Annotated in this window: 25 protein-coding genes; 8 read left to right on the forward strand and 17 right to left on the reverse strand. The window is 68.9% G+C overall.

Annotated elements, in window-relative coordinates; translation table 11 throughout:
• Positions 1-38: 38 nt before the first annotated feature.
• A complete protein-coding gene (locus tag HNQ67_RS04975) occupies positions 39-1,313 on the reverse strand; it encodes an aspartate kinase (RefSeq protein WP_183252986.1) in 1,275 nt (424 codons plus the stop codon).
• 55 nt (positions 1,314-1,368) lie between these two features.
• On the opposite strand from HNQ67_RS04975, the gene ubiG reads away from it, so the two are divergent.
• Together ubiG and HNQ67_RS04985 are read left to right on the forward strand one after the other, a co-directional pair.
• On the forward strand, positions 1,369-2,172 hold the full coding sequence (ubiG, locus tag HNQ67_RS04980; RefSeq protein WP_183252988.1) for a bifunctional 2-polyprenyl-6-hydroxyphenol methylase/3-demethylubiquinol 3-O-methyltransferase UbiG: 804 nt from the start codon (positions 1,369-1,371) through the stop codon (positions 2,170-2,172).
• Between the two features lie 106 nt (positions 2,173-2,278).
• Entirely contained in the window at positions 2,279-2,506 is a 228-nt protein-coding gene (locus tag HNQ67_RS04985; protein ID WP_183252990.1) for a hypothetical protein, read from the forward strand.
• Between the two features lie 8 nt (positions 2,507-2,514).
• Here the strand turns inward: HNQ67_RS04985 and HNQ67_RS04990 are convergent, their stop codons facing one another.
• The 6 genes from HNQ67_RS04990 to HNQ67_RS05015 are packed head-to-tail and all read right to left on the reverse strand — an operon-like array spanning position 2,515 to position 6,173.
• Positions 2,515-2,967: a DUF6265 family protein gene (locus HNQ67_RS04990; RefSeq protein WP_183252992.1), complete on the reverse strand. Its 453-nt coding sequence runs from the start codon at positions 2,965-2,967 to the stop codon at positions 2,515-2,517.
• 29 nt (positions 2,968-2,996) lie between these two features.
• Positions 2,997-3,815, reverse strand: a complete 819-nt coding sequence (locus tag HNQ67_RS04995) for an AraC family transcriptional regulator (RefSeq protein ID WP_183252993.1) — start codon at positions 3,813-3,815, stop codon at positions 2,997-2,999.
• Between the two features lie 5 nt (positions 3,816-3,820).
• Complete coding sequence (locus tag HNQ67_RS05000) at positions 3,821-4,252, reverse strand: DUF1178 family protein (RefSeq protein ID WP_183252996.1); 432 nt, start codon at positions 4,250-4,252, stop codon at positions 3,821-3,823.
• Positions 4,249-5,085: a carbon-nitrogen hydrolase family protein gene (locus HNQ67_RS05005; RefSeq protein ID WP_221247765.1), complete on the reverse strand. Its 837-nt coding sequence runs from the start codon at positions 5,083-5,085 to the stop codon at positions 4,249-4,251. Before HNQ67_RS05005 ends, HNQ67_RS05000 begins: the two co-directional genes overlap by 4 nt.
• Positions 5,085-5,342, reverse strand: coding sequence for a glutaredoxin 3 (gene grxC / locus HNQ67_RS05010; protein WP_183252998.1), 258 nt, complete (start codon positions 5,340-5,342; stop codon positions 5,085-5,087). The genes HNQ67_RS05005 and grxC overlap by 1 nt, the downstream gene beginning before the upstream one ends.
• 24 nt (positions 5,343-5,366) lie before the next feature.
• Entirely contained in the window at positions 5,367-6,173 is an 807-nt protein-coding gene (locus HNQ67_RS05015) for a ComF family protein (protein WP_183253000.1), read from the reverse strand.
• Here HNQ67_RS05015 and HNQ67_RS05020 point away from each other — a divergent pair.
• The gene (locus HNQ67_RS05020) at positions 6,172-7,059 is read left to right on the forward strand and encodes a methyltransferase domain-containing protein (RefSeq protein ID WP_183253002.1); all 888 of its coding nucleotides are present in this window, start codon (positions 6,172-6,174) and stop codon (positions 7,057-7,059) included. The two genes, HNQ67_RS05015 and HNQ67_RS05020, sit on opposite strands and share 2 nt — an antisense overlap.
• A 6-nt stretch (positions 7,060-7,065) precedes the next feature.
• On the opposite strand, the gene HNQ67_RS05025 is transcribed toward HNQ67_RS05020, so the two are convergent.
• Genes HNQ67_RS05025 through HNQ67_RS05040 form a run of 4 tightly spaced genes read right to left on the reverse strand, consistent with a single transcriptional unit; the run spans position 7,066 to position 10,030 of the window.
• Positions 7,066-7,248, reverse strand: coding sequence for a Flp family type IVb pilin (locus HNQ67_RS05025; RefSeq protein WP_183253003.1), 183 nt, complete (start codon positions 7,246-7,248; stop codon positions 7,066-7,068).
• An 18-nt stretch (positions 7,249-7,266) separates the two neighbouring features.
• Positions 7,267-7,677, reverse strand: coding sequence for an NUDIX domain-containing protein (locus tag HNQ67_RS05030; RefSeq protein ID WP_183253005.1), 411 nt, complete (start codon positions 7,675-7,677; stop codon positions 7,267-7,269).
• Entirely contained in the window at positions 7,674-9,080 is a 1,407-nt protein-coding gene (argJ, locus tag HNQ67_RS05035) for a bifunctional glutamate N-acetyltransferase/amino-acid acetyltransferase ArgJ (RefSeq protein WP_183253008.1), read from the reverse strand. Before argJ ends, HNQ67_RS05030 begins: the two co-directional genes overlap by 4 nt.
• Entirely contained in the window at positions 9,077-10,030 is a 954-nt protein-coding gene (locus tag HNQ67_RS05040; protein WP_183253010.1) for a peptidylprolyl isomerase, read from the reverse strand. The genes argJ and HNQ67_RS05040 overlap by 4 nt, the downstream gene beginning before the upstream one ends.
• Positions 10,031-10,272: 242 nt before the next feature.
• Here HNQ67_RS05040 and secA point away from each other — a divergent pair, with 242 nt between their 5' ends.
• Both secA and HNQ67_RS05050 read left to right on the forward strand, forming a co-directional pair.
• Positions 10,273-13,167 carry a preprotein translocase subunit SecA gene (secA, locus tag HNQ67_RS05045; protein WP_183253012.1) on the forward strand — a complete coding sequence of 965 codons (2,895 nt, stop codon included), beginning with the start codon at positions 10,273-10,275 and terminating at the stop codon, positions 13,165-13,167.
• A gap of 93 nt (positions 13,168-13,260) precedes the next feature.
• Entirely contained in the window at positions 13,261-14,424 is a 1,164-nt protein-coding gene (locus tag HNQ67_RS05050; RefSeq protein WP_183253014.1) for an aminotransferase class V-fold PLP-dependent enzyme, read from the forward strand.
• Between the two features lie 10 nt (positions 14,425-14,434).
• Here the strand turns inward: HNQ67_RS05050 and HNQ67_RS05055 are convergent, their stop codons facing one another.
• The 4 genes from HNQ67_RS05055 to HNQ67_RS05070 form a co-directional block, all read right to left on the reverse strand.
• Positions 14,435-15,325 carry a hypothetical protein gene (locus tag HNQ67_RS05055; protein ID WP_183253015.1) on the reverse strand — a complete coding sequence of 297 codons (891 nt, stop codon included), beginning with the start codon at positions 15,323-15,325 and terminating at the stop codon, positions 14,435-14,437.
• Positions 15,326-15,411: 86 nt separating this feature from the next.
• Entirely contained in the window at positions 15,412-16,914 is a 1,503-nt protein-coding gene (locus tag HNQ67_RS05060) for a CoA-acylating methylmalonate-semialdehyde dehydrogenase (protein ID WP_183253017.1), read from the reverse strand.
• 98 nt (positions 16,915-17,012) lie between these two features.
• The gene (locus HNQ67_RS05065; protein WP_183253019.1) at positions 17,013-17,903 is read right to left on the reverse strand and encodes an alpha/beta fold hydrolase; all 891 of its coding nucleotides are present in this window, start codon (positions 17,901-17,903) and stop codon (positions 17,013-17,015) included.
• A 48-nt stretch (positions 17,904-17,951) separates the two neighbouring features.
• Positions 17,952-18,437 carry a Fur family transcriptional regulator gene (locus HNQ67_RS05070; RefSeq protein WP_183253021.1) on the reverse strand — a complete coding sequence of 162 codons (486 nt, stop codon included), beginning with the start codon at positions 18,435-18,437 and terminating at the stop codon, positions 17,952-17,954.
• A gap of 99 nt (positions 18,438-18,536) precedes the next feature.
• On the opposite strand from HNQ67_RS05070, the gene HNQ67_RS05075 reads away from it, so the two are divergent.
• Both HNQ67_RS05075 and HNQ67_RS05080 read left to right on the forward strand, forming a co-directional pair.
• Positions 18,537-20,570: a TonB-dependent receptor gene (locus HNQ67_RS05075; RefSeq protein WP_246347463.1), complete on the forward strand. Its 2,034-nt coding sequence runs from the start codon at positions 18,537-18,539 to the stop codon at positions 20,568-20,570.
• Between the two features lie 97 nt (positions 20,571-20,667).
• A complete protein-coding gene (locus HNQ67_RS05080) occupies positions 20,668-21,462 on the forward strand; it encodes a SapC family protein (RefSeq protein ID WP_183253025.1) in 795 nt (264 codons plus the stop codon).
• A gap of 61 nt (positions 21,463-21,523) precedes the next feature.
• On the opposite strand, the gene HNQ67_RS05085 is transcribed toward HNQ67_RS05080, so the two are convergent.
• Both HNQ67_RS05085 and HNQ67_RS05090 read right to left on the reverse strand, forming a co-directional pair.
• Entirely contained in the window at positions 21,524-21,931 is a 408-nt protein-coding gene (locus tag HNQ67_RS05085) for a hotdog family protein (protein ID WP_183253027.1), read from the reverse strand.
• A gap of 10 nt (positions 21,932-21,941) precedes the next feature.
• Complete coding sequence (locus HNQ67_RS05090; protein WP_183253029.1) at positions 21,942-22,964, reverse strand: NADP-dependent oxidoreductase; 1,023 nt, start codon at positions 22,962-22,964, stop codon at positions 21,942-21,944.
• A gap of 348 nt (positions 22,965-23,312) precedes the next feature.
• Between HNQ67_RS05090 and HNQ67_RS05095 the strand changes: the two genes are divergently transcribed.
• Positions 23,313-23,615 (forward strand): hypothetical protein, encoded by a 303-nt coding sequence (locus HNQ67_RS05095; RefSeq protein ID WP_183253032.1) that lies wholly within the window; start codon positions 23,313-23,315, stop codon positions 23,613-23,615.
• Positions 23,616-23,647 lie beyond the last annotated feature (32 nt).

The following is a 23,647-nucleotide window of genomic DNA, read 5'->3' on the forward strand; positions in this document are numbered from 1 at the left end:
TACGATGCGGCGCAGATGGGCGCCGCCAGGCTTCGTTTCTACACTACTTCCAATCCGTAAGCCGAATGGAGCGCGCGCACGGCCAGTTCCGCATAGGCGGCGTCGATCAGCACGCTGATCTTGATCTCCGAGGTAGAGATGGCCTGGAATTTCACGCCCTTGTCGGCAAGGGCCCGAAACATGGTCTGAGCCACGCCGGCGTGGCTGCGCATGCCGACGCCGACGACCGAGACCTTGGCCACGTCCTCGTCAACGCGGATTTCCTCGAAACCGATTTCGGTCTGGGCCGCCCGCATCAGCTCGGCGGCCCTTTGGGCGTCACGCCGGCCCGTGGTGAAGGTCAGGTTGACCGCCCCCTCGCTTCGCGACTGGCTCTGGACGATCATGTCGACGTTGACATTGGCCTCGGCCAGCCGGGTGAAGACGTCCGCCGGCGCCTCGACCCGGTCCGACAGGCCCAGCAGGGTGATACGGGCCTCGTCGCGGCTCATGGTGACGCCGGATACGATGCGTTTCTCCACGATTTCCTCCTCGTCGCAGATCAGGGTGCCGGACTTGGCGGGCAGGGCGCCGGTCTCGTCGGGTTCGATGAAGCTGGACAGGACCCGGACCGGGACCTGTTTCGCCATGGCCAGTTCCACCGAGCGGGTCTGCAGCACCTTGGCCCCCAGCGACGCCATCTCCAGCATCTCCTCATAGGAGACCTTTTCGAGGCGCCGCGCCCGGGATTCGATGCGCGGATCGGTCGTGTAGACGCCGTCCACGTCGGTGTAGATGTCGCACGGACACTCCAGCGCCGCCGCCACGGCCACGGCCGAGGTGTCGGAACCGCCCCGGCCCAGGGTCGTGATCCGCCCGTCGCGGGTGACGCCCTGGAAGCCCGGCACCACGGCGATCTCGCCATTGTCCATGGCCGCGCCCAGCACCTCGCCCGGCACGTCCTCGATGCGGGCCCGGCCGTGGGCGTCGTCGGTCAGGATCGGGATCTGCCAGCCCATCCAGCTGCGCGCGCTCAGACCCATATTGCGCAGGGTCAGGGCCAGCAGGCCGGATGTCACCTGCTCGCCTGAGGCGACCACGACGTCGTATTCATCGTCCGAAAGCGCGACGCCCGGCCCCGGCCGCCCCGCGCCGTCGGTCCAGGCCACCAGTTCGTTGGTCTTGCCGGCCATGGCCGAGACCACCACCGCCACCTTCTTGCCCGATGCGGCTTCGGCGGCGACGATGCGGGCGGCGCGGCGAATGCGTTCGAGGTCGCCCATCGAGGTGCCGCCGAACTTCATCACCAGTCGCGTCGTAGCGGGCCGCGTCATCGTGGCGTATCGCCCCATCTTGCGTGGAGGGCCGCGCGGGTTCATCCCTCGGCCCATGGTCGCTTCTAACGACACGGTATCCGCGCGCAAACCCCAAAGCGGGGCGGACTTCGACGATGGCGCGGCCGGGCCCTCGATCGATCCCGCCGACGTGGCGCGGTTCTCGGCCCAGGCGGCGCAGTGGTGGGACGCGCGCGGGCCGTTCGCTCCGTTGCACCGGTTTAATCCCGCCCGTCTCGCCTTCGTCCGCGACCGCGTCGCCGAACGGTTCGGTCGTGATCCGAGGACCCGCGAGGCCTTCGCCGGCCTGACCCTGCTCGACGTCGGCTGCGGCGGCGGCCTGATCGCCGAGCCGATGCGGCGTCTCGGTTTCGAGGTGACGGCCATCGACGCCTCCAGCGAGAACATCGGCACGGCCCGGGTTCACGCCGAACAGCAGGGGCTCGACATCGGTTATCGGGCGGCGACGGTGGAACAGCTGGAGTCCGAAGGCGCGGGCCCGTTCGACGTGGTCCTGACCATGGAGGTGATCGAGCACGTCGCCGATCCGGAAGGCTTCATCCGCGCCTGTTCGCGGCTGGTGAAGCCTGGCGGGATGATGATCGTGGCCACCCTGAACCGCACCCTGAAGTCGCTCGCCCTGGGCAAGGTCGCGGCGGAGTATGTGCTGCGCTGGGTGCCCGCTGGCACCCATGACTGGAATCAGTTTCTCAAGCCGGACGAGATCCGGCTGATGCTCTCTGAAGAGCCGGTGGCCGTCAGCGGTCCTTACGGCCTCGTCTACAACCCGCTGACCGATCGCTGGAGCGAGAGCGACGACGCCGGGATCAACTACATGATGGTCGCGACGCGGGACTGAACGCGGTTCATCCAGAGTTCATCGACCTGACGAGGTTTTAACGGGACAGCCAAGCTTGGTGGTGGGATGAAGGGGCTCCCTTTCACTCCCTCTCCGGAGATCACCCATGAAGCGTCTCCTCGTCCTCGCCACCCTTGCCGCCGCCCTGATGACATCGGCCTGCGTCACCGTCATCGACGCCGGTCACGATGATCACGTCGGCTGGCACGGCCAGAACGCCGCCCCGTTCGACGGCGCCCGCGCCGACTGCCGCGCCCGCACCGGCCGCAACGAACGCAGCGACGCCTTCGCCGCCTGCATGGCCGAGAAGGGCTGGACCCGCGGCGAACACTGACCCCGGCTTCAGGCGAGGCAGCGCGCGTTCAGCGGAGCGGCCCGGAAATTCCATTCCATGCTGCGCGCCTGCCCGCCGATCTCGCCCTCGATCCGGGCCTTCAGGGCGTCGCCGTCGCGCTCGTAGGTGACCCGGGTCGGGAAGTCGTTCTCCGCATTGGCGAACACCGCCCGGGTCGGGCCGCTGTCGGTCAGGACGAAGGCGGTGGGCGGCGCGCCGCCCGGCTGGGCGACATAGGCGAAGCCCTGCGGTGTCGGGCCGATGTGCGAGACCTCGAACGAGACGCCGCGCGCCGCCACCGTCACCCCATGGCCGACGCTGAGGCCCCCGCGCGGGTCGCTCCACGTCTCCGAGACCTCCCGCCCGTTCGAGCAATCCAGCCAGTAGCCGGCCATCCACGACATGTCGGGCGGCGGGGCCGCCTGCATCAGGACGGCGGCGAAAACGGCGGCGGTCGTCATGGTCTGTCCCCTCTGTTGACGGCCGGACCCTAGTGCGGCGACAGCGGACCGGGCTTGTAGGTTTGCGACGCGATCACTCGCGCCAACCCGACCTGCTCGCGCGCCCATTCCGTCGCCGTGCAGCCGAGGAAGCGCCGGAAGTCCCGCGCCATCTGGGGCTGGTCGAAAAATCCCGCTTCGAGTCCGGCCTCAAGCCAGCCCAGCGCCTCGGGACCGGCCACATGATCGAATACGCGACGGAAGCGCAGGATCGACCGCAGCAGACGGGGCGGCACGCCCACGCGGTCGCGAAAGCGGCGCTGCAGGGCGCGGTGTTCGGAGGGCGACCGGGCGGCCCCGGGCCGATCCGCTTGGGCCGCCTCGATCTCGGCCCGCACCACCGGATCGATCGCCCAGTCAGCCACGCGCCGGTGGTCCTCGAGCCAACGCATCATGACCTCGACCTGCCCCGCCAGATCGCCCGAGGGCGGCGTGACGCCTTCGGTCCGGGCGACCATGTCCAGACGGCGGTCGGTCGCCTCAGCCAGCGGGACGCCCAGCCAATCGCGCGCGCCGTCGGGTTCGAAACGCACGGCGACCAGTTCGACCGGTCCCACCGGCCGCAGCGCCAGCGGCCGCGTCATCTGGCCCGCGAACAGCGCCCGCGGCTGCAGCCGGAACAGCCCATCCTCGCCCTGCTCCTCATAGGGCGATCCGATATCGACGATCAGTTCGGGGCAGCCGTCCGGAGCGATGCGCTGCACGACGGGATCGGGGGCGGGCGCCGCATAGGTCCAGATCGCGCGCACGAAGGGACGCAACGCCGCCGGCGGCTGGAACTCTTCATAGCGCTCCCCTTCCCCCGCCATCGCGCTCAGTTGAGCTTGGCAGGGTCGGGCGGCGCCGGCGGCAGCGGCGCGCAGGGCACGCCCTCCTCCTTCAGCTTTCGCACCTCGGCGGGCGTGGCCTCGCCATAGATCTCGCGCTTCTCGGAGCGACCCTCGTGGATGTCGCGCGCCTCGCGGGCGAAGGCGTCGCCGACATAGTCGAAATTCTGTTCGACGTGACTGCGGACCTCGCGGGCGACCTGCATCATCATCCCCTGCAGCTTCGCGGGGTCGGGGCCCGTGTCGGTCTTGCGCGTCCCGGTCACCGCCGGCGCCATAATCTGCTTGGTCACCCCCCGCGAGCCGCAAACCGGGCATTCAACCAGCCCGCGCCCGGCCTGGTCGTCATAGTCGGAAGACGTCCCGAACCAGGCCTCGAAGCCATGGCCGCCGTCGCACTGGAGGGCGTAGCGGATCATGACGGCGGCGTGAATTCGCGGTCGTGGGTCAGCTGGGGCACGGCGGTGCGCGCCCGCGTCACCGCCTCGAAATCCAGCTCGGCGAACAGCACGCCCGGCGCGTCATGATCCAGTTTCGCCAGCACCTCGCCCCAGGGCGCGACGACCGTCGAGCGGCCCCAGGTGCGGCGGCCGTCCTCATGCGCGCCGGCCTGGGCCGGGGCCAGAATGTAGCAGCCGGTTTCGATGGCCCGGGCGCGCAGCAGGGTCTCCCAATGGGCCTCGCCGGTCGGCACGGTGAAGGCGGCGGGGACGGCGATCATCATCGCCCCGGCTCGGGCCAGGGCCCGGTGCAGTTGCGGGAAGCGGATGTCGTAGCAGATGGTCAGACCCAGCCCGCCCCACGGCGTTTGGGCGACCACCGCCCCGTCGCCGGGCCGGATCGCGGCGCTCTCGCGCCAGCGCTCGCCGGTCGGCAGGTCGACGTCGTAGACGTGCAGCTTGTCGTAGCTCGCGACCACCGCTCCGCCGGCGTCGATCAGCAGCGAGCGGTTGGCAGCCCGGTCGTCGCCGTCGTGGCCGGACCGCACGATGGCCGAACCGATCAGCAGCCAGACGCCGAGTTCGCGGGCGAGGTCGCGCAGCTTGCGCACTGCCTCGTCCCGCTCCTGCGTCTCGAGCACCGCATCGCGCGCCGCCCGGTCCTGGATCAGGAAGTTGGTGGCTTCCGGGGTCAGGATCAGCTTCGCCCCGCCCGCCGCCGCCTCGCGGATCAGCGGTTCGACATGGGCGAAGGCCGCCCCCGGACTGGCCGGGGTGCGGGTCTGGATCAGGGCGATCGGAAGCTTTGCCATCAGGCCTCGAGCAATGCGTCCAGCTCGCCCTTGCGGTCAAGCGCATGCAGGTCGTCGGACCCGCCGATGTGCCTTTCGCCGATGAAGACCTGCGGGAAGGTCATCCGCCCGCCCGACCGCTGGATCATCTCCTGCTTCTTCGCCGGATCGTTCGACGCGACGATCTCGGTGTAGTCGGCGCCCTTGCCGTCGAGCAGGGCCTTGGCGGCGTGGCAGTAGCCGCAACCGGGTTTTGTGTAGAGGACGACGTCAGCCAAGGGGAACTCCAGTTTCTTTCGGCGCTATGTAGGCATTTCCCGCGCTGTGCGCACCCGGGCGATGACCGCCAGGTCGACGGCGCGGGCGCCGGCCTCGATCAGCGCGCGGGCGCAGGCCTCGGCGGTGGCGCCCGTGGTCAACACATCGTCGACCAGAAGGATGCGCCGGCCCCTGATCCGGCGCCGCCCCTCTTCCGTCACCGCGAAGGCTCTTTTGACGTTCAGCCGCCGCCCGCGCGCCGACTTGCCGCCCTGGGTCGTGGTGTGGGTCTGCCGGATCAGGGCGTCGGGCAGATAGTCGAGCCCTGCGCGCCGGGCCAGTGGCCGGGCGATTTCGGCCGCCTGGTTGAAACGGCGCGACAGCAGCCGGAACCGGTGCAGCGGCACGGGCACGACGGCGTCCGCCCCGTCCAGCAGCGGCGCGGCCGAGCGGCTCAGCCAGCGGGCGAAAAGCGGTGCGAACGGCTGGTGATCGCCGTGCTTGAATTTCAGGATCAGCCCCCGCGACGCCTCATCATAGACGCAGGCCGCCCGGGCCCGGTCGAAGGCGTAGGGTTGCGCCAGACAGGCGGCGCAGCGCGGCGAGGCGAAGGCCCCGCCGTCCATCTCGAACGCCGCGCCGCAACCGTCGCAGACCGGGTCCTCCAGAAAGACCACCTTCGCCCAGGCGTCCGGGGTCAGGCCCGCCGACGCCGTCGCCTCCGGGCTGTCGTGGGCCAGCGGGGGCATCAGCAGGTCGGCGGCCCCGCGCCCGAATGCGCGCAGCCCAAGCGCCACCTGCGAGCGGCCGGCTTCCAATCGCCCGCGCCAGCCCCCATCCTGATGCACCATGAGCGCCTCCCCCGGTCCCCCCGTGATCTTCGACAGCCGACGCCGCGCGGCGAAACTGGCGCGGGGCGAACAGGCCTTCGCCGCCGCCGACTTCCTTCACGTTCGGGCCGCCGAGAACGCAGTGAACAGCCTGGAGGTCATCCTGCGCGACTTTCCGGACGCCGTCGACCTGTCAGCGCGCCCGGGGCCGTTCACCCGGCTTCTGGCCGACAGCGGGGCCGCGCCCCGCGTCGGCGCCGTCCGCGTCGCCGGGAACGAGGCGTCCCGGGCCGCTCCCGGGGCGGCCCCGCTGGACCTGCCGGACCAGTCCCAGGACCTGATCGTCTCGCTGATGAGCCTGCACTGGGCCAACGACCTGCCGGGCGCCCTGGCCCAGATCCGCCGCGCGCTCCGGCCCGACGGCCTGTTCCTCGGGACCCTGCTGGGCGCCGGCACCCTGAAAGAACTGCGCGCGGCCCTGACCCAGGCGGAGCTGGAGGTCCGCGGCGGGGCGCAGGCGCGGGTCTCGCCCTTCGCCGACGGCTTCGACGGGGCCGCCCTGCTGCAGCGGGCCGGCTTCGCCCTGCCGGTCTCGGACGTCGATCGGCTGACAGTACGCTATTCCGATCTCTACGCCCTGATCCGCGATCTGCGCGCCATGGGCGAGACCAACGCCCTCGCCGGGCCGATCCGCCCGATCAGCCGGGGCATGCTGGCGCGGGCGGCGGAGATCTACGCCGAACGCTTCGGCGAGGGGGACGGGCGCATTCCGGCGACGTTCGAGATCATCCATCTGGCCGGCTGGGCGCCGCACGAGAGCCAGCAGAAGCCCCTGCCGCGGGGCTCGGCCAAGGTCCGGCTGGCGGACGCCCTGGGCGCCAGGGAATGGACCGGCGACGAAGACTGAGGCCCGTCAGCTGGCGCCGACCGCCGCCGCCAGCTTGCCCATCGCCTCGTTGAACGTCCCCGTCCCCGCACTGGCGAAGGCGGTGATGCCCGCGAGGGCCACGAGGAACACCAGAGAGATGATCAGGCCGTATTCCAGCGACGTGGCCCCGCGTTCGTCGGCGAGGAACCGGGAGAACAGAGCACGCATGGCCCCCTCCTTCGGCGGCTAGAGCAGGTCGCGCAACCAGGCGACCAGGGGTTCGTCGGCCGGAGGCATCGGAAAATCGGCCAACTGGTTCGGCCGCACCCATTTCAGAGCCGCGTGCTCGCGGTTCCGAACCACCCCCGACCAGCGTCGGCACAGATACAATGGCATCAACAGGTGAAACGAATCGTAAGCGTGGCTGGCGAAAACGAACGGGGCCAGGCAGGCCTCGGCGACGTCGATGCCCAGCTCCTCGCGCAGTTCGCGGATCAACGCCGCCTCGGGCCGCTCGCCGGCCTCGACCTTGCCGCCCGGGAACTCCCACAGGCCGGCCAGCTGCTTGCCCTCGGGCCGTTGCGCGATCAGCACCCGGCCGTCGGCGTCGACCAGCGCCACGGCGACGACGAGGACGGTGGGGAGGCCCTCGCTCACGAGCGGTAGTCGCCGTTGATCTCGACGTAGCGTTTGGTCAGGTCGCAGGTCCAGACGGTGGCCGAGGCCCGCCCGGAGCCCACGTCGACGGTGATGTCGATCTCGGCGTTCTTCATATAGGCGCTCATCCTGGCCTCGTCGTAGGCCGGCGACGGGGCGCCGTCGACGGCGGCGACATGGGGGCCGAAACGGATGGCCAGGCGGTCGCGGTCAACCGGCTCCTCGGTCTTGCCGACGGCCATGACGACGCGGCCCCAGTTGGCGTCCTCGCCGGCGAGGGCGGTCTTGACCAGCGGGCTGTCGGCGATCGACTTGGCCAGCTTGCGGGCCGAGGCGGGGCTGGCGGCGCCGTCGACGGTGATCTTGACGAATTTGGTCGCCCCTTCGCCGTCGCGGACCAGCTGGTGGGCGAGGTCGAGCATGACCCGGTCGAGGGCGCGCGAGAACTCCTTCAGGCGGCGGTCGCCGACCCGGCCGATGCGCGGCGCGCCCGAGGCCCCGGTGGCGAACAGCAGGCAGGTGTCGTTGGTCGAGGTGTCGCCATCGACCGTCACGCTGTTGAAGGTGGTGCGGACGTGCAGGCCCAGCATGGCGCGCAGCACGTTCGGATGGATGTCGGCGTCGGTGACGATGAAGGCCAGCATGGTGGCCATGTCCGGGGCGATCATGCCTGAGCCCTTGGCGATGCCGGCGATGCGGACGGCGTGCCCGTCGATCGTGCACTCGGCGAACGACCCCTTGGGGAAGGTGTCCGTGGTCATGATGCCCTGGCCGGCCTTGAGCCAGGCGTCCCCGTCCAGCCCGGCCTCGATCTCGTTCAGCCGGGCGGCGATCTTGCGGTCGTCCAGCACCACGCCGATGACCCCGGTCGAGGCCAGCATGACGTCGCGCTGGCGGCAGCCGAAGCGTTTGGCGACCTCGGAGGCGGTGCGACGGGCCGCGTCGGCCCCGGCCTTGCCGGTGAAGGCGTTGGCGCAGCCGGCGTTGACCACCAGGGCCCGCGCCTCGAGTCCGCCGCCCTCGGCGTCAAGATGCCGCCGGCACCAGTCGACGGGCGCCGAGCCGACCTTGTGGCGCGTGAACACGCCGGCGCAGGTCGTGCCACGGGCGAACCGGAACACCACCAGATCGTCGCGCTCATGCTTGTAGAAGCCGGCCCGGGCGGTGGCGATCTCGACCCCGGCGATCGGCGGGATGACCGGGAAGGGCACAGCCAGCGGCGACACCTCAAGGCCCGGCTTGCCTGGGGCGGCTGCGGCGGCAGACGCGCTGCGCGCGGGCGCAACCCGGGGCGGGGTGGTGGCGCGTTTCAGCGCCGTGGCCAGCGGATCCAGGGCTTTCTCCAGCGCCTGTTCGATCTTCTGGCCAGCGGATCCGCGGCCCGTTTCGGGCGGGCGGCTCATGAAGCCTTCGCCGGTGCGGCGACGGGCGCCGCGCGCGACACGGGCGGGGCCGGCCGGCCGGTCGCCGAGGCCGGCTCCTGCGAGATCGCGTCGCCGTTCAGCAGCACCTCGACATCGGCCTTGTTGCGGAGTTGCTCCAACAGGGCGCGAACCCCTTCATAGGTCAGGTAACGGACGATCTGCGGCCGGGCCTGTTCCAGCGTCGGCGGTGTCTCCTTGCGACGGTCCTCGACCCGCAACACAGCCCAGCCGCCTTCGGTCTGGAACGGCCCGACGGTCGAACCGGCCGGCTTGTCGCGCAGGGCGTTGGCGTAGGCTTCGGGCATGACGTCGAGGGTGCGGTAGCCGAGGTCGCCGCCGGAATAGCGGGTGGCGTCATCGACCGAGCTCTGGGCGGCCACCGCCTCGAACGCCGCGCCCTGGCCCAGAATGCCGATTACGGCGTCGGCCTCCTCCTTGGTGCGGGACAGGATCAGCCGGGTGCGGATTTCCTCCGACGTCTCGGCCAGTCGCAGCTGCTCCTGATAGAGCTCGGCGACCTTGCGGTCGGTGATCTCGCTGTTGACGACCGTTTCCACCAGCATGTCGCCGAGGATGCGCTCGCGCGTCGCCGCCAGGCGGCGCTGCGCAAGGGCCGAATTGTCCAGTCCCCGTCGCTCGGCTTCGCGCGCCAGCAGCTTCTGGTCGATGACCTCGTCCAGCACCCGCCGGAACAGGTCCGAGGTGACATCGAGCGGCTCGCCCTCGCCGACCAGCCCTTGGGCCACCGCCTCGCGCTTGACGTCCGAGGCCCAAATAGTCTCGTTCCGGACCTCGGCCACGGCCCGGTCGCCGGGCTCGGGCGGGCGGTCGGAGCCGCCGCCCCGGCCGCAGGCGGCGACAGCGAGCACAGCCGCCAGCAGCACCGGGAACAGAACGCGGGCCGGATTCCGGGTCGGGATCAGGGTCATTTCGGGGCAAGCTCCGTCACGGGCGGCAAAGGCCCTCGCGTTGACAGGGATAAGGCCGGTGCTTAAGTCCCGCCTGCGCCCAAGTCGAGGGATTTTCGATCGTTCGCGCGGCCCTCGCGCGCGCCTGAGACAGGCGCGCCGGGCCGCCGCCGCCGAGGTCTCGCCCGGGCGCTGTCGTCGCCGCTCCTTCGGGACCGTTCCAGTACCAGAGCCCCTGTCGCTCGCCCGCCTTCGGATCATCCATGCTCGGCATCGCCAAGAAGATTTTCGGCTCATCCAACGACCGCAAGGTCAAGGACTTCATGGGCCGTGTGCAGAAGATCAACGCGCTCGAAGACAAGTTCGCGGCCCTGTCCGACGATGAGCTTCGCATGATGACCGACGCTTTCCGCGACCGGATCGCGGGTGGCGAGACGCTCGACAAGATCATGAACGAGGCCTTCGCCGTCGTTCGCGAGGCCTCCAAGCGCGTGCTGGGCCAGCGCCAGTACGATGTCCAGCTGACCGGAGGCATGATCCTGCACGATGGCGGCATCGCCGAAATGCGCACTGGCGAGGGCAAGACCCTCGTCGCCGTGGCCCCGGTCTATCTGAACGCGCTCAGCGGCAAGGGCGTCCACGTCATCACCGTCAACGACTACCTCGCCCGGCGCGACGCCGAATGGATGGGCCGCGTCTACCGCTTCCTCGGGATGGAGGTCGGCGTCATCGTCAATGGCCTGAGCCAGGGCCAGCGCCAGGCCGCTTACGCCGCCGACATCACCTATGGCACCAACAACGAGTTCGGCTTCGACTATCTGCGCGACAACCTGGTCTACGACCGGCGCGAGATGGTGCAGCGCCCGCACCATTTCGCCATCGTCGACGAGGTCGACTCGATCCTGATCGACGAGGCGCGCACCCCGCTGATCATCTCGGGTCCGACCGAGGACCGCTCGGACCTGTATCTGACCGTAGACGAAATCATCAAGGGCCTGATCCAGGACAAGTCGACCTACGACCTCGACGAGAAGCAGCGCCAGGCCCTGCTGACCGAGGAAGGCTCCGAGAAGGTCGAGGAGATCATGGAGCAGCGCGGCCTGTTCGCTGCGGACACCACCGGTCTCTACGACGCCGCCAACATCAGCCTGGTGCACCACATCAACCAGGCGCTGCGCGCCAACACCTTGTATCAAAAGGATAAAGATTACATCATCAAGGCTGGCGAGGTGATGCTCATCGATGAGTTCACCGGCCGGATGATGCAGGGCCGCCGCCTGTCCGAGGGCCTGCACCAGGCCATCGAGGCGAAAGAGGGCGTCAAGATCCAGCCCGAGAACCAGACCCTGGCCTCGGTCACGATCCAGAACTATTTCCGCCTCTACGAAAAGCTCTCCGGCATGACCGGCACGGCCGCGACCGAGGCCCAGGAATTCCTCGACATCTACAAGATGGATGTCCTCGAGGTGCCGACCAACCGGCCGATCAAGCGCATCGACCATGACGACGAGATCTTCCGCACCTCGGCCGAAAAGAACCAGGCCATCGCCGCCCTGATCGCGGAATGCCACGTCAAGGGACAACCCATCCTCGTCGGCACCGTCTCGATCGAGAAGTCCGAGACCCTCTCGGAACTGCTCAAGGAGTTCGAGTACGAGGTGTCGGTCAAGACGCTGAAGCCTCAGCACCAGCACCTGCTCGACGAGGTCGCCAGCGACGATGAAAAAGTCCGCCGCGAGGCGAAGAAGGCCTATCAGGCGCTCAAGGACGAAGACTTCGACATCGAGGTCAAGACCGGCAAGGGCATCCCGCACAGCGTCCTGAACGCCCGCCAGCACGAGCAGGAGGCCTATATCGTCGCCGAGGCCGGCCTGCCCGGCGCAGTGACCATCGCCACCAACATGGCCGGCCGCGGCACCGACATTCAGCTCGGCGGCAATCTGGAGATGAAGCTCCAGAAATGGCGTCAGGAGCAGCGCAATCTCGGTGTCGAGATCACGCCGGAGATGGAAGCGGCGACCGAGGCCGAGTTCAAGGCCGAGATCGGCGTCCAGAAGGCGAAGTCGCTCGCCGCTGGCGGCCTGTTCGTGCTCGGCACCGAACGCCACGAGAGCCGGCGCATCGACAACCAGCTACGCGGCCGCACCGGCCGTCAGGGCGACCCCGGCACCTCGAAATTCTTCCTGTCCTGCGAGGACGACCTGCTGCGCATCTTCGCCGGCGACCGTCTGGACGGCATCATGCGCAGCTTCGGCGTGGCCGAAGGTGAGGCCATCAGCCATCCGTGGCTGAACCGTGCCGTCGAAACCGCCCAGAAGCGCGTCGAGACCCGCAACTACGACATCCGCAAGAACCTGCTGAAGTACGACGACGTCGTGAACGACCAGCGCAAGGCCGTGTTCGAGCAGCGCCAGGAGTTCATGGACGCCACCGACCTGTCCGAACTGGTCGCCGAGTTCCGAAACGACGTCATCACCGACCTGATCGACCGGCACATGCCGCCCAAGGCCTATGCCGAGCAGTGGGACATTGACGGCCTCAACGAGAAGGTGAAGTCGACCCTCGGCCTCGACCTGCCGCTACACGACTGGGCCGCCGAGGAAGGCGTGTCGAACGAGGAGATCGAGGAGCGGCTGATGGCCGCCGCCGACGCCCGGGCGGCCGAACGGCTCGAACTGATCGGCGCCGAGCAGACGCGGGGTCTGGAGAAACAGTTCATGCTCCAGATGATCGACATGAACTGGCGCGAGCACCTGGTTCACCTCGACCACCTGCGCGGGGTGATCGGCCTGCGCGGCTACGGTCAGCGCGATCCGCTGAACGAATACAAGACCGAGGCTTTCAACCTGTTCGAGACGCTGCTCTACGAACTGCGCCACAAGGTCACCCAGTGGCTGATGACGGTCGAGTTCCGCTTTGAGGCGCCGCCGGCGATGGATCTTCCCGAGTTCCAGGAAATCCACCTGAACCCGGGCACAGGCGAGAACCAGATGGACAATCCGGAAGCCCAGGCGCCGGAAGCGCGGCTGATGGGCGACGACCGTTCTCGCCTGCCGGTCGACGTGCTGCCGCCCAACTGGCAGCGCACGCCGCGCAACGCCGACTGCCCGTGCGGCTCAGGCCGCAAGTTCAAGCACTGCCACGGCAGTCTGGTCTAGGGCGCTGAAGCCCGCGACGCGACGCTCTCTGCTTGAGCGCCGGAAGCCGGGTCGCTAACCACGGTCCATGGTGAACTGGCGCCGGAGATTTCGATGAGCCGCAAGGACCTGTTCTCCCGCGCCCTGTCGCTGGACCCCGAGCGGCTGCACTTCGCGGCCCACAGCCATCACCTGTGGCCGGACGCCTCGTTCGACGGCCAGGTGCGGGCCTGGGTCGAGGCCAATAAATTCGCTGATCGTAAATGGGATCTGATCTTCGGCGACGTCGTACCCGAGGCCCAGGCCCATGTGGCCCGTGAACTGAACCTGCCCTCGCCGGATACGGTGGTGTTCGCGCCCAACACCCACGACTTCCTGCTGCGCATTTTCTCCGGCTTCGAGAAAAAGCCCGTCCGCATCCTGTCTACCGACGGCGAGTTCCACTCGTTCCGCCGTCAGGGCGAGCGCTGGGAAGAGGCCGGCGAGGCGGTGGTCACCCGGGTCCCCCTGCATCCGTTTGAGACCTTCGACGACCGTTTCGTCGAGGCGGCGCGGACCGGTGGTTTCGACTGGATCGTCGTCAGCCAGATTTTCTTCAAGACGGGGCAGGCCTTCGGCCGGATGGCCGACCTGGCGGCCTTGGCCACCCCCGCAGGACCTTGGGTGCTGGTCGACGGTTACCACGGTTTTATGGCGGCCCCGACCGACCTGTCGGCCGTCGCGGACACGATCTTCTACGTCACTGGCGGCTATAAATACGCCATGTCCGGCGAAGGCGCCGGCATCCTGCACGCCCCGGATGGCTTCTGCCCGCGGCCAGTGGCGACCGGCTGGTTCGCGGAGTTCGGCGATCTGATGGGCCGGCCCGAGGACGTCCAGTATCGCGCCGACGCGGGCCGCTTCTGGGGCGCCACCTTCGACGCCACGCCGCTGTACCGCTTCAACGGCGTACGCCGGATGCTCGACGAGGCCGGTCTGACCACGGCGGCGATCGCCGATCATGCGCGAAACCTGATGCGCCGCTTCCAGGACGGCGTCAGGGCCGGCCAGGCCGGGCGGCTGGACCAGGCCGAGCTGATCAATCCGGTGGCCAACGAGGCGGTACGCGCCCGCTACCTCGCCTTCCGCCATGCCGACGCGCAAGGCTGGAGGGCCCGGCTGCTGGAGGCCAATGTGGTCACCGACGTGCGGGACGACACCATTCGATTCGGCTTCGGCCTGTATCAGGACGAGGCCGACGTCGACCGCCTGATCGAGGTCTGCAAACGGGTGCTTTGAACGCCCCTCGTCAGAAGAAGGTAGTGTCGTCCTGCTTCTTCGGCTGGGGAGCCTTGCGCGGCGTCGGCGGAGTTGCGGGGCGCGACGGGGCGGGCGTGGTGGAGGGCGCGGGCGCGGGATCGGCGGGCGCCGTCTCTTCCCCGGCGGGGGCGATGGGCGGCAGGGTCGGATAGGGCAGGCTCTCGGGGCTGCCGTCGCCCGGATAAGCCTCCGGCGGCGGTCCGCCATCTGCCCCTGACAGCGTCGATCCGACCCGGTCCGGCGCGCCGGTATCGTCGCGCACGAAGGCCCACGAGCGGTCGTCGGAACAGGCGCAGGCCTTCATATAGCCCTCGCGGTCGCGCCAGATGACCAGCGGGTAGCTGATCCTCAGCCCCTCGTCGGACAGCGCCCCGGTCAACTGCTCGATGAAGTCCCGGCCTGCCTCGACTACGGCCCCGCGCGCCATGCTCCCGTCGGCGGCGGGGATGCCCGCGGCGGTCCAGTTGTTGGAGGGCGTGGCCGTCCAGCGCTGATAGAGGGTCCAGTCGCGCGTCAGCCAAAGCTCGGCCACCGTGGCCCGTTCCGCCGCCGTCGATTGAACCATTCCATCCCGGTCCGGACGGGCGAAGACGATGATCCGCACCTCAAGCCCGGCGGCGCGCAGTTTGGGCGCCTCGACCCGCTCGTAGCGCTGCATCGCCGCCGAGTCGCGATAGCCGATGATGTAGAGCGGCTCGCCGCCGCCCCCCGATGACAGCCACGATGCCTCGTCCAGAAGCGCCTGGATCTCGGCCTGATGGCGCGTGACGGTCACCGGCTGGAACCGGGCGTAGAAATGCTGATAGGCCCAGAAGCCGCCGACCGCGAGGATCAGGCCGATCAGAGCGGCGAGGGCCGACCAGACGAAAAAGCGACGCATGCGGGTAAGCGCTCCAGCTTCACTGCAGCCGGCAGGTTAGCCCCTGCCGGCGCATTGCGCACCCCCGGACGCCGGGAAGGCGAACCTCACCCCATCGTCGGGATGACGAAGCTGGAATCCGCGTGCTCCAGTTCCGAGTCCGGCCAGCGGGCGGTGACCGTCTTGACCTTGGTCCAGAACTTCACGCCTTCCATGCCGTGCTGGTTGGTGTCCCCGAAGGCCGAGCGCTTCCAGCCGCCGAAGGTGTGGTAGGCGACCGGCACCGGGATCGGGACGTTGATCCCGACCATGCCGACATTGACCCGGGCGGCGAAATCGCGCGCCGCGCGGCCGTTCTGGGTGAAGATGGCGACGCCATTGCCGTACTGGTGCTTCGAGGCCAGCGACAGGGCCTCCTCGAAATTGCCGGCGCGGACGATCTGCAGCACGGGACCGAAGATCTCCTCCTTGTAGGACTCCATGTCCGGCGTAACGTTGTCGAACAGCGACGGGCCGATGAAATAGCCCTTCTCGTGGCCCTGCAGGCTGAAGCCGCGGCCGTCGACGACCAGTTCGGCGCCTTCCTGCACACCCTTCTCGATCCAACCCTCGACCCGGGCCTTGTGCTGGGCCGTCACCACCGGGCCGTAGTGGGCCTTGTCGTCGGTCGAGACGCCGACCCGCATCGTCGGGATCTCGGCCTCCATCCGCTCGCGCAGGATGTCGGCGGTCTGCTTGCCGACCGGCACCACCACCGGCAGGGCCATGCAGCGCTCGCCGGCCGAGCCGTAGGCGGCGCCCGACAGATCCTTGATGACCTGGTCCATATCGGCGTCGGGCAGGACGATGCCGTGGTTCTTGGCCCCGCCCATGGCCTGGACGCGTTTCCCGTGCGTCGCGCCGGTCTGGTAGACGTAGTTGGCGATATCGGACGAGCCGACGAAGCTGATCGCATGCACCTGGGGATGGGTCAGGATGGCGTCGACCGCCGCCTTGTCGCCGTGCACCACATTGAGCACCCCGGCGGGCGCGCCCGCCTCCATCATCAGTTCGGCCAGACGCACCGGCACCGAGGGATCGCGCTCCGACGGCTTGAGGATGAAGGTGTTGCCGACGGCGATGGCCACGCCGAACATCCACATCGGGATCATGGCCGGGAAGTTGAACGGGGTGATGCCGGACACCACGCCCAGCGGCTGGCGCATCGAATAGACGTCGATGCCGGGACCGGCGCCCCAGGTGTATTCACCCTTAAGCGCGTGCGGGATGCCGCAGGCAAATTCGATCACCTCAAGCCCGCGCTGGATGTCGCCCTTCGAGTCAGCGATGACCTTGCCGTGTTCGGAACTCAGCAGCTCGGCCAGTTCGGTCATATTGGCTTCGACCAGCCGCTTGAACTCGAACATGACCCGCGCGCGGCGCTGGGGATTGGTCGAGGACCAGCCGTCGAAGGCGTTCTGGGCGGCCTGCACGGCCCGGTCCAGCTCGGCGGCCGAGGCCAGCTGCACCCGCGCCTGCACCTCGCCGGTGTTCGGGTTGAACACATCCGAAAAGCGGCCCGAGGCGCCGGTGAACGAGGCGCCGTCGATGAAATGGTTGATGTCGCGCATAGCCGTGCGGCTCCCTGAAGTGTCGGCTTGTTCTGGTTGGCGGCGGTGTAGACCGCCGGACGCGCCGGCGCCAGTGCCCGGCCCGCCGTCGGTCGGCGTCAGACCGCCGCGTCGAACAAGGCGTCGCGGGCGACGTCAGCCTGCAGCATCGGAAAGAAATGCGTGCCGCCGTGGACGGTTTCGATAGTGACGTCGGGGAGCCCCCTGAGCGGTGCGGACATGTGACAGGTCGAGCCGGTCTCCGCCTTGAGGATGCGCACGGGCCGCTGCAGCGACTTCATGGCGCGCCACGGATCATTGCGATGGGTCGCGTAGTTGGAGGCCTCCCACTTCGGCGCGCAGGTCAGCCTGAAGCCCTCCGGGGTCTCGATCAGACCGTCGACCAGATAGTCGGCCAGTATCATCTCAGGCCACCCTTTGAAGGCGCCCCGACCGGCATAGGCGGCCAGAGCCTCGGCGCGGCTGTCGAAGACGGAGCGGCGACGCAAGGCGCCCCGGACCAGCGGGTTGTTCGCCGCCAGCCTGTGCAACAGCGGCAGATGCAGGACGGACACCGCCCAACGCGGCCAGATCACCGGATCCAGCAGCACGAGCCCGGCGACCCGCTCCGGCCGCTCGGCCGCCGCCAGCAGGGCCGCGGCGCCGCCGAGAGAATGCCCGGCCACTACGACCGGCGGTCCGTCCACCCGGTCGAGCAGGGCCGCGAGATCATCGCGATGGTCGGCCCAGTCCAATCGACCCTTCGGGTCGGCGGGCAGGGCGGTTGCGCCATGCCCGCGCAGATCGGGCGCCCAGATGCGCAGACTGCCCGCCAGCGGGCCCAGCAGACTGCGGTAGGTCATGGCGTTAAAGCCGTTGGCGTGGACGAAGATCAGATCGACAGGTCGTTCCGCATCGCCGAAATCCAGCACATTCATCTCGCCCGCGCCCCAGCGGTTCGATACTGGCAAGCTCAGACGGCGGGGCGGGGAAAGCGGCATCGCATCCATGCCGCCCAGATAGGCGTCGGCGTCGGCTCGCGCCAGCGGCGCGCGTAATCAGACCGCGATGCGGCAGGCGGGGCAGCGGCCGTGGGCCTCGATGGTGGTGCGTTCGATGGCGTAGCCGGCGGCGTCAGCGGCCCGGCCCAGATCACCCGCCACCGGCGAGGACACTTCCCGGGTGGTCCCGCAGCAATCGCAGATCAGGAAGGCCGCGGCATGGTCCCGCCCTCCCGAGGTGCAGGCCACATAGGCGCTGATCGAGGCGATGCGGTGGGCCAGGCCCTTGCGCTCGAGAAACTCGAGGGCGCGATAGACGGTCGGCGGCTTGGCCGGCTGACCGTCCTCGCCGAAACGGGCGATCAGGTCATAGGCCTTGACCGGTTCTCCCGCCGCCAGCAGCAAGGCCAGCACCCGGCTGCGCGCCGCGGTCATCCGCTCGCCTTCGGCGGTCAGGCGGGTGCCGGCCGCGTCGAGCGCGCGTTCGACCTCGGCCGCGCCCGGCGGGCCGTCATGATGGTGGTGCTGGCAGGCGTCGGCCATGCGCCACAGCTAGTCGTTCGGGCGTCAGGCCGCAACGGTCGGACTTGACGTTTTGTGATGTTATCTCATAACACTCCGCCTTCCCGATCGAGGCCCGTCATGATCTCCCACCGCTCCCTCCTGTTCGCCATCGCCGGCTGCACCGCGGTCGCCGGAACCGCCGCCGCCCAAACCCCGCCGCAGGGCCGCGAATTCGTCGTTGACGACGTGATCGTCACCGGGGCGCCGTTCGGCGTCACCGACCGGGCCAGCCTGTTGGCGGTCGACGTGCTGGACGAGGAGGATCTGGCCGTCGCGCCGGCCGCGACCCTCGGCGATCTGGTCGCGGGTCTGCCGGGCGTGCGCAGCACCAATTTCGCCCCGGGGGCCAGCCGGCCGGTGATCCGCGGCCTGTCCGGCCCCCGCGTCCAGGTGCTGACCAACGGCCTGGGCATGATCGACGCCAGCTCGGTCTCGCCAGACCACCAGGTCGCCGTCGATCCGGCGGAGGCCCGGCGCATCGAGATCGTCCGCGGGCCTTCGACCCTCGTGTTCGGCGGCTCGGCCATCGGCGGCGTGGTCAACATCATCGACGACCGCATCCCCACCGAAAGGCCCGAGGGCGGGCTGGACGGCCACGTCTCGGCCCAGGCCTCGACCGTCGACGACGGCTCCAGCTTCGGGGCGCGGCTGAAGGCCGAAGCCGGACCGCTGGTCATCACCCTCGACGGCTTCACGCGAGTGTCCTCGGACTACCGCGTCCCCGTCTTCCCGGAGTCGCAGATTTTGCTCGACGAGGAAGGTGAAGCGGCCGGCGACGGGCGCACCGTCGAGAACACCTTCGTGCGGCTGGACCAATACGGCGCGGGCCTCAGCTTCATCGGATCGCGCGGCTATGGCGGCGTCTCGGCCAAACACGTCGACACCACCTACGGCGTCCCCGGCCACGAGCACGAGCCTGACCCGCTGGACCCGGATCCGCACGAGGACGAGGGCGTCTCCATCGGCCTGGAGCAGACCCGCTACGATCTGCGCGGCGAACTGAGCTTCGCCTCCGGACCGTTCAGCGCCGCCCGCCTGTCGGCCGGCTGGGCCGACTATGCGCACACCGAATTCGAGGGCGACGAGGTCGGGACCCAATTCTTCTCGGACGGCTACGAAGGCCGGTTCGAACTGATCCAGCGCGAGCGAAACGGCTGGCAGGGCGTGGTCGGGGCCCAGCTTCTGGACCGGACCTTCGACGCGGTCGGCGACGAAGCCTATGTGCCGCGCACCGGCATCAGCGAGCAGGGCCTCTACACCGTGCAGCGCTTCGACCGCGGCGGCCTCGGCTTCGAGGGCGGCCTGCGCCTCGACAAGCGCTCGCTGGAAAGCGCCGCGGCCGAGCGCGATTTCACCAACGTCTCGGCCTCGGCCGGGGTGTTCTTCCGCCCGAGCGCGCCGCTGTTCGTCGGCGTGAGCGTCGCCCGCAACGCGCGTGCGCCGAGCGAGGTCGAGCTGTTCGCCGAGGGCGCCCACGTCGCCACCGGCGCGTTCGAGGTCGGCGACATCGACCTCGACTCCGAGGTGGCCAGCTCCGTCGAGGCGACCCTACATTTCGCCCGGGGACCGTTCGAGTTCGACCTGCACGCCTATCACGCCCAATATGACGGCTTCATCGACCTGCGGCCGACCGGTCTGGAAGACGTCGATTCCGGACTGCCGATCTTCGAATACGTCCAGACCGACGCCACCTTCCGGGGCTTCGAGGCCGAGGCCGAATATCGGCTCTGGGAGAGCGGCCAGCGTAGCCTGACCCTGACCGGCGCGGCCGACTCGGTGCGGGCCTCGACCGACCTCGGTCCGGCCGCGCGGATTCCGCCGTGGTCCGTGACCGGAGGCGTCGAGTGGGCGTCGCGCCTGTTCGATATCGGGATGGAGGTCCGCCACGTCGGCGAGCAAGACCGCACCACCGCATTCGAGCGGCCGACCGCCAGCTATACCTTCGTCAATCTGAAGGGCGCGATGCGGCCGTTCGCGGATCGCAACGTCACTCTCTTCGCCGAGGCCTCCAACCTGACCGACGAAGAGGGGCGCGAGCACGCCAGCTTCCAGAAGGATATCGCCCCCCTGCCCGGGCGCAGCCTGCGCGCGGGCGTGACCTGGCGGTTCTGACGGCCATGCCCTGGAAAGGGGAACCGCGTTTGCCGCCCGGGGGCGTCTGGGCTAGAAGCGCGCTTCCCTTTTTTCATCCAGAGCTCGTTTCGCGTCCATGACCGACACCACCGCCAACGCCAGCCCGCTTTCGGGCAACGTCCTGTTCTACGGCAAGCCGGAGCCGCTCTCGATCGAGGCGCACAGCAAGCTGGGCGTCGATCCCGTCGAGCAGCCGTACAATTTCGCGGCCTCGACCAACATCGTGCCGCTGACCGTGACGGAGTTCGCGCCGTCGGCGCTGAGCTATCCGGTGATCTTCGTGGGCGACGCCCGGCAGCCGGTCGCCGTTATGGGCCTGCGCCAGGGCGAAAACCTGTTCATCGACGACGCTGGCGCCTTCAAGACCGAGGCCTACATTCCGGCCTATGTGCGCCGCTACCCGTTCGTGTTCGCCAATGACGAGGCCGAGAAGCGCCTGATCCTGTGCGTTGATCGCGACGCCCCGTTCATCAAGGAAGGCGGCGCCACGCCGCTGTTCGTCGACGGCAAACCCTCGCCCTACGTCGAGCAGGCGATGGAGTTCTGCAACAACTTCGAGCAGGAGCGTCAGCGCACCGAGGCCTTCGTCAAGCTGCTGATGGACCTCGACCTGCTGGAAACCCGCGAGGCCGTGTTCAACCCGCGCAACGCGGACGGCACGTCGGGCTCGCCGCAGAAGATCGCCGAATATTTCGCCGTTTCGGAAGACAAGCTGAAGGCCCTGCCGGCCGACAAGCTGGCCGAGTTGCGTGACAATGGCGCCCTGGGCCAGATCTACGCCCACCTGGTGTCGCTGCTGGGCTGGGACCGTCTGATCGCCATCGCCTTCCAGAAGGCCGCTGCGGCGCAGCCGACCGCCGGCAACGCCTGAGTAGGCGCGCGCCCCGAAATTCAGCCCCGTCCGGTCCGCCGGGCGGGGCTTTTTCGTGGGCTCAGCGCCGCGCCAGCAACGCCCGGGTCAGGCAGGAGAAGACCAGCCGCCCGGCTTCGTCGAGCAGGTCGTGCTGGGCGATGACGATGCCCTTCTCGTCGCCGACCGGGTCCTTGCCCATCACCGTCATCCGGCCGCGGATCAGTTCGCCCGGCGGCGGATTGCGCAGATAGCGCAGCCCGTCGACCGCCAGCACCTTGGACTGGGCCCAGCCCGACGCCTTGTCCGCGAACAGCCGGCTCCACAGCGCGTAGACCATGGCGTCGGGCGCGCCATAGGCCCCGTCCCAGCCGGGCGAGAAGCGTTCGACGAACACCTCCAGCGCGGCGGCGTCGACCATGCAGGCGCCAAGCGGAATCACCTCCCCCACGGCCAGATCCTCGAAATGGACGTGGAGCGGTTCGCTCATCGGAATGTCCTCAGCCGGCGGGCTCTTCGGAGACCCGCACCAGAAGCTTGCCGTCGTGATCACCGGTGAACAAGCGGTTCAGCGAATCCAGCGCATTTTCCAGTCCGTCATCGACGTGGACCTTCCACTTCACCTCGCCGCTTTGCAGCCATGGCCCCATCTCGGCGACCATCTCTCGGGCGCGGGGGGCGTAGTCCAGCACAAGGAAGCCCTGCACCCTCAGCCGGTGTGTGATGATGCGGGCGAAGTTCGGCGACGGCGGCATTTTGGTCGCGTTGTAGGCAGAGATCAGACCGCACACGGCCATCCGCCCATGGGTCTTCAAGCGGTTGAACACGGCGATCATGATGTCGCCGCCGACATTCTCGAAATTCATCTCCACGCCGTCCGGGGCCAGCCGGTCCAGCGCCTCGCCGACGTCCTCGTTCTTGTAGTCGATGGCGTCGTCGAACCCGAGCTCCTCGGTCAGCCAGCGGCATTTGTCGGGCCCGCCGGCGATGCCGATGACCCGCGCGCCACGCGCCTTGGCCACCTGACCGGCGATCGAGCCGACCGCCCCGGCCGCGGCGGAGATCACCATCGTTTCGCCGGCCTGCGGCTTCAGCACGTCGGTGACGCCGAAATAGGCGGTCAGGCCCGTCATACCGAGCACCGACAGATTAGCCGTCAGCGGCAGGCCGGGCGCGCGGTGGACCTGGCGCAACTCCATTTCGGAGACGACCGCATAGTCCGCCCAGCCGCCCGACAGCGGCGTAACGATATCGCCGACGCGGAAGCGGCTCGACCGGCTCTCCTCGACCACGCCGAGGGTCAGGCCGCGCATCACGCCGCCGAGCGGCACCGGCGGCAGATAACCTTCGGCGTCGTTCATCCACGTCCGGTTGGTCGGGTCGAGCGACAGATAGATGGTGCGGACCAGCACTTCCGACTCGTTGAGGGCCGGTACCGGGGCCTCGACCAATTCCAGATCGCCAGGCTGGACCAGTCCCTTGGGCCGCTGCCGAAGAACCCACTGCCGATTCACCCGAGCCATGTCCGTCTCCTTGTCCGCCGAGGCCCGTCGGGCCGCCCTGCACGTTTTCTTTCAAGACGCGCATCATGACCCGACCGGCCAGCCTGTCCAGCGCAGCGGAAAGAAAAAGGCGGACCGTGAACGGTCCGCCGAAGTGGCATCATCGAGAATGAGGCGCGGAGGCGACAGACCGGCTTTCGCCAGTCTCAAGTCGGGGGGGCGTCGCCGCCTCCGCAAACCGTTAACCGCGGACGGTCGAGCTGGTTCCGCGCCGTTGGAAGTATTTTTCCCCTGACAAGCGAGCGCCGGAACGGCTCCGCTGGCGAAGGCGTTGATCGGCAGAGCGCAATCGCCTTTGGAGCCCCGCACATGTCCCCCGACTCTCCTCCCGAAACCTCGCATAAATCGCCGCACGACAAGGCCGCCGACGCGGTTCACGAGGGTCGTCCTGTCGAGGCCCAATACGTGCGTGGCGGTCGTGGCGGGGTGCGTATTCTGACCCTGCTGATCGTCTCGGTGGCGGCGGTTTCGATCCTGCTCCTCGGCATGTGGTTCGTCAGCCGGGGCGGTTTCGCCGCGACCAACGCCAATGACGGCGATCAGCCCGTCGACGCCGCCGCCTTCCAGGACGAGCCGACGGTTCCGGCCGGACCGTCGGCCCCGGCTCAATAGCCCACGAAAAAGCCCCGGTCGCGAGACCGGGG

Origin of the sequence: Brevundimonas basaltis, assembly GCF_014202075.1 — a bacterium.
GTDB lineage: Bacteria > Pseudomonadota > Alphaproteobacteria > Caulobacterales > Caulobacteraceae > Brevundimonas > Brevundimonas basaltis.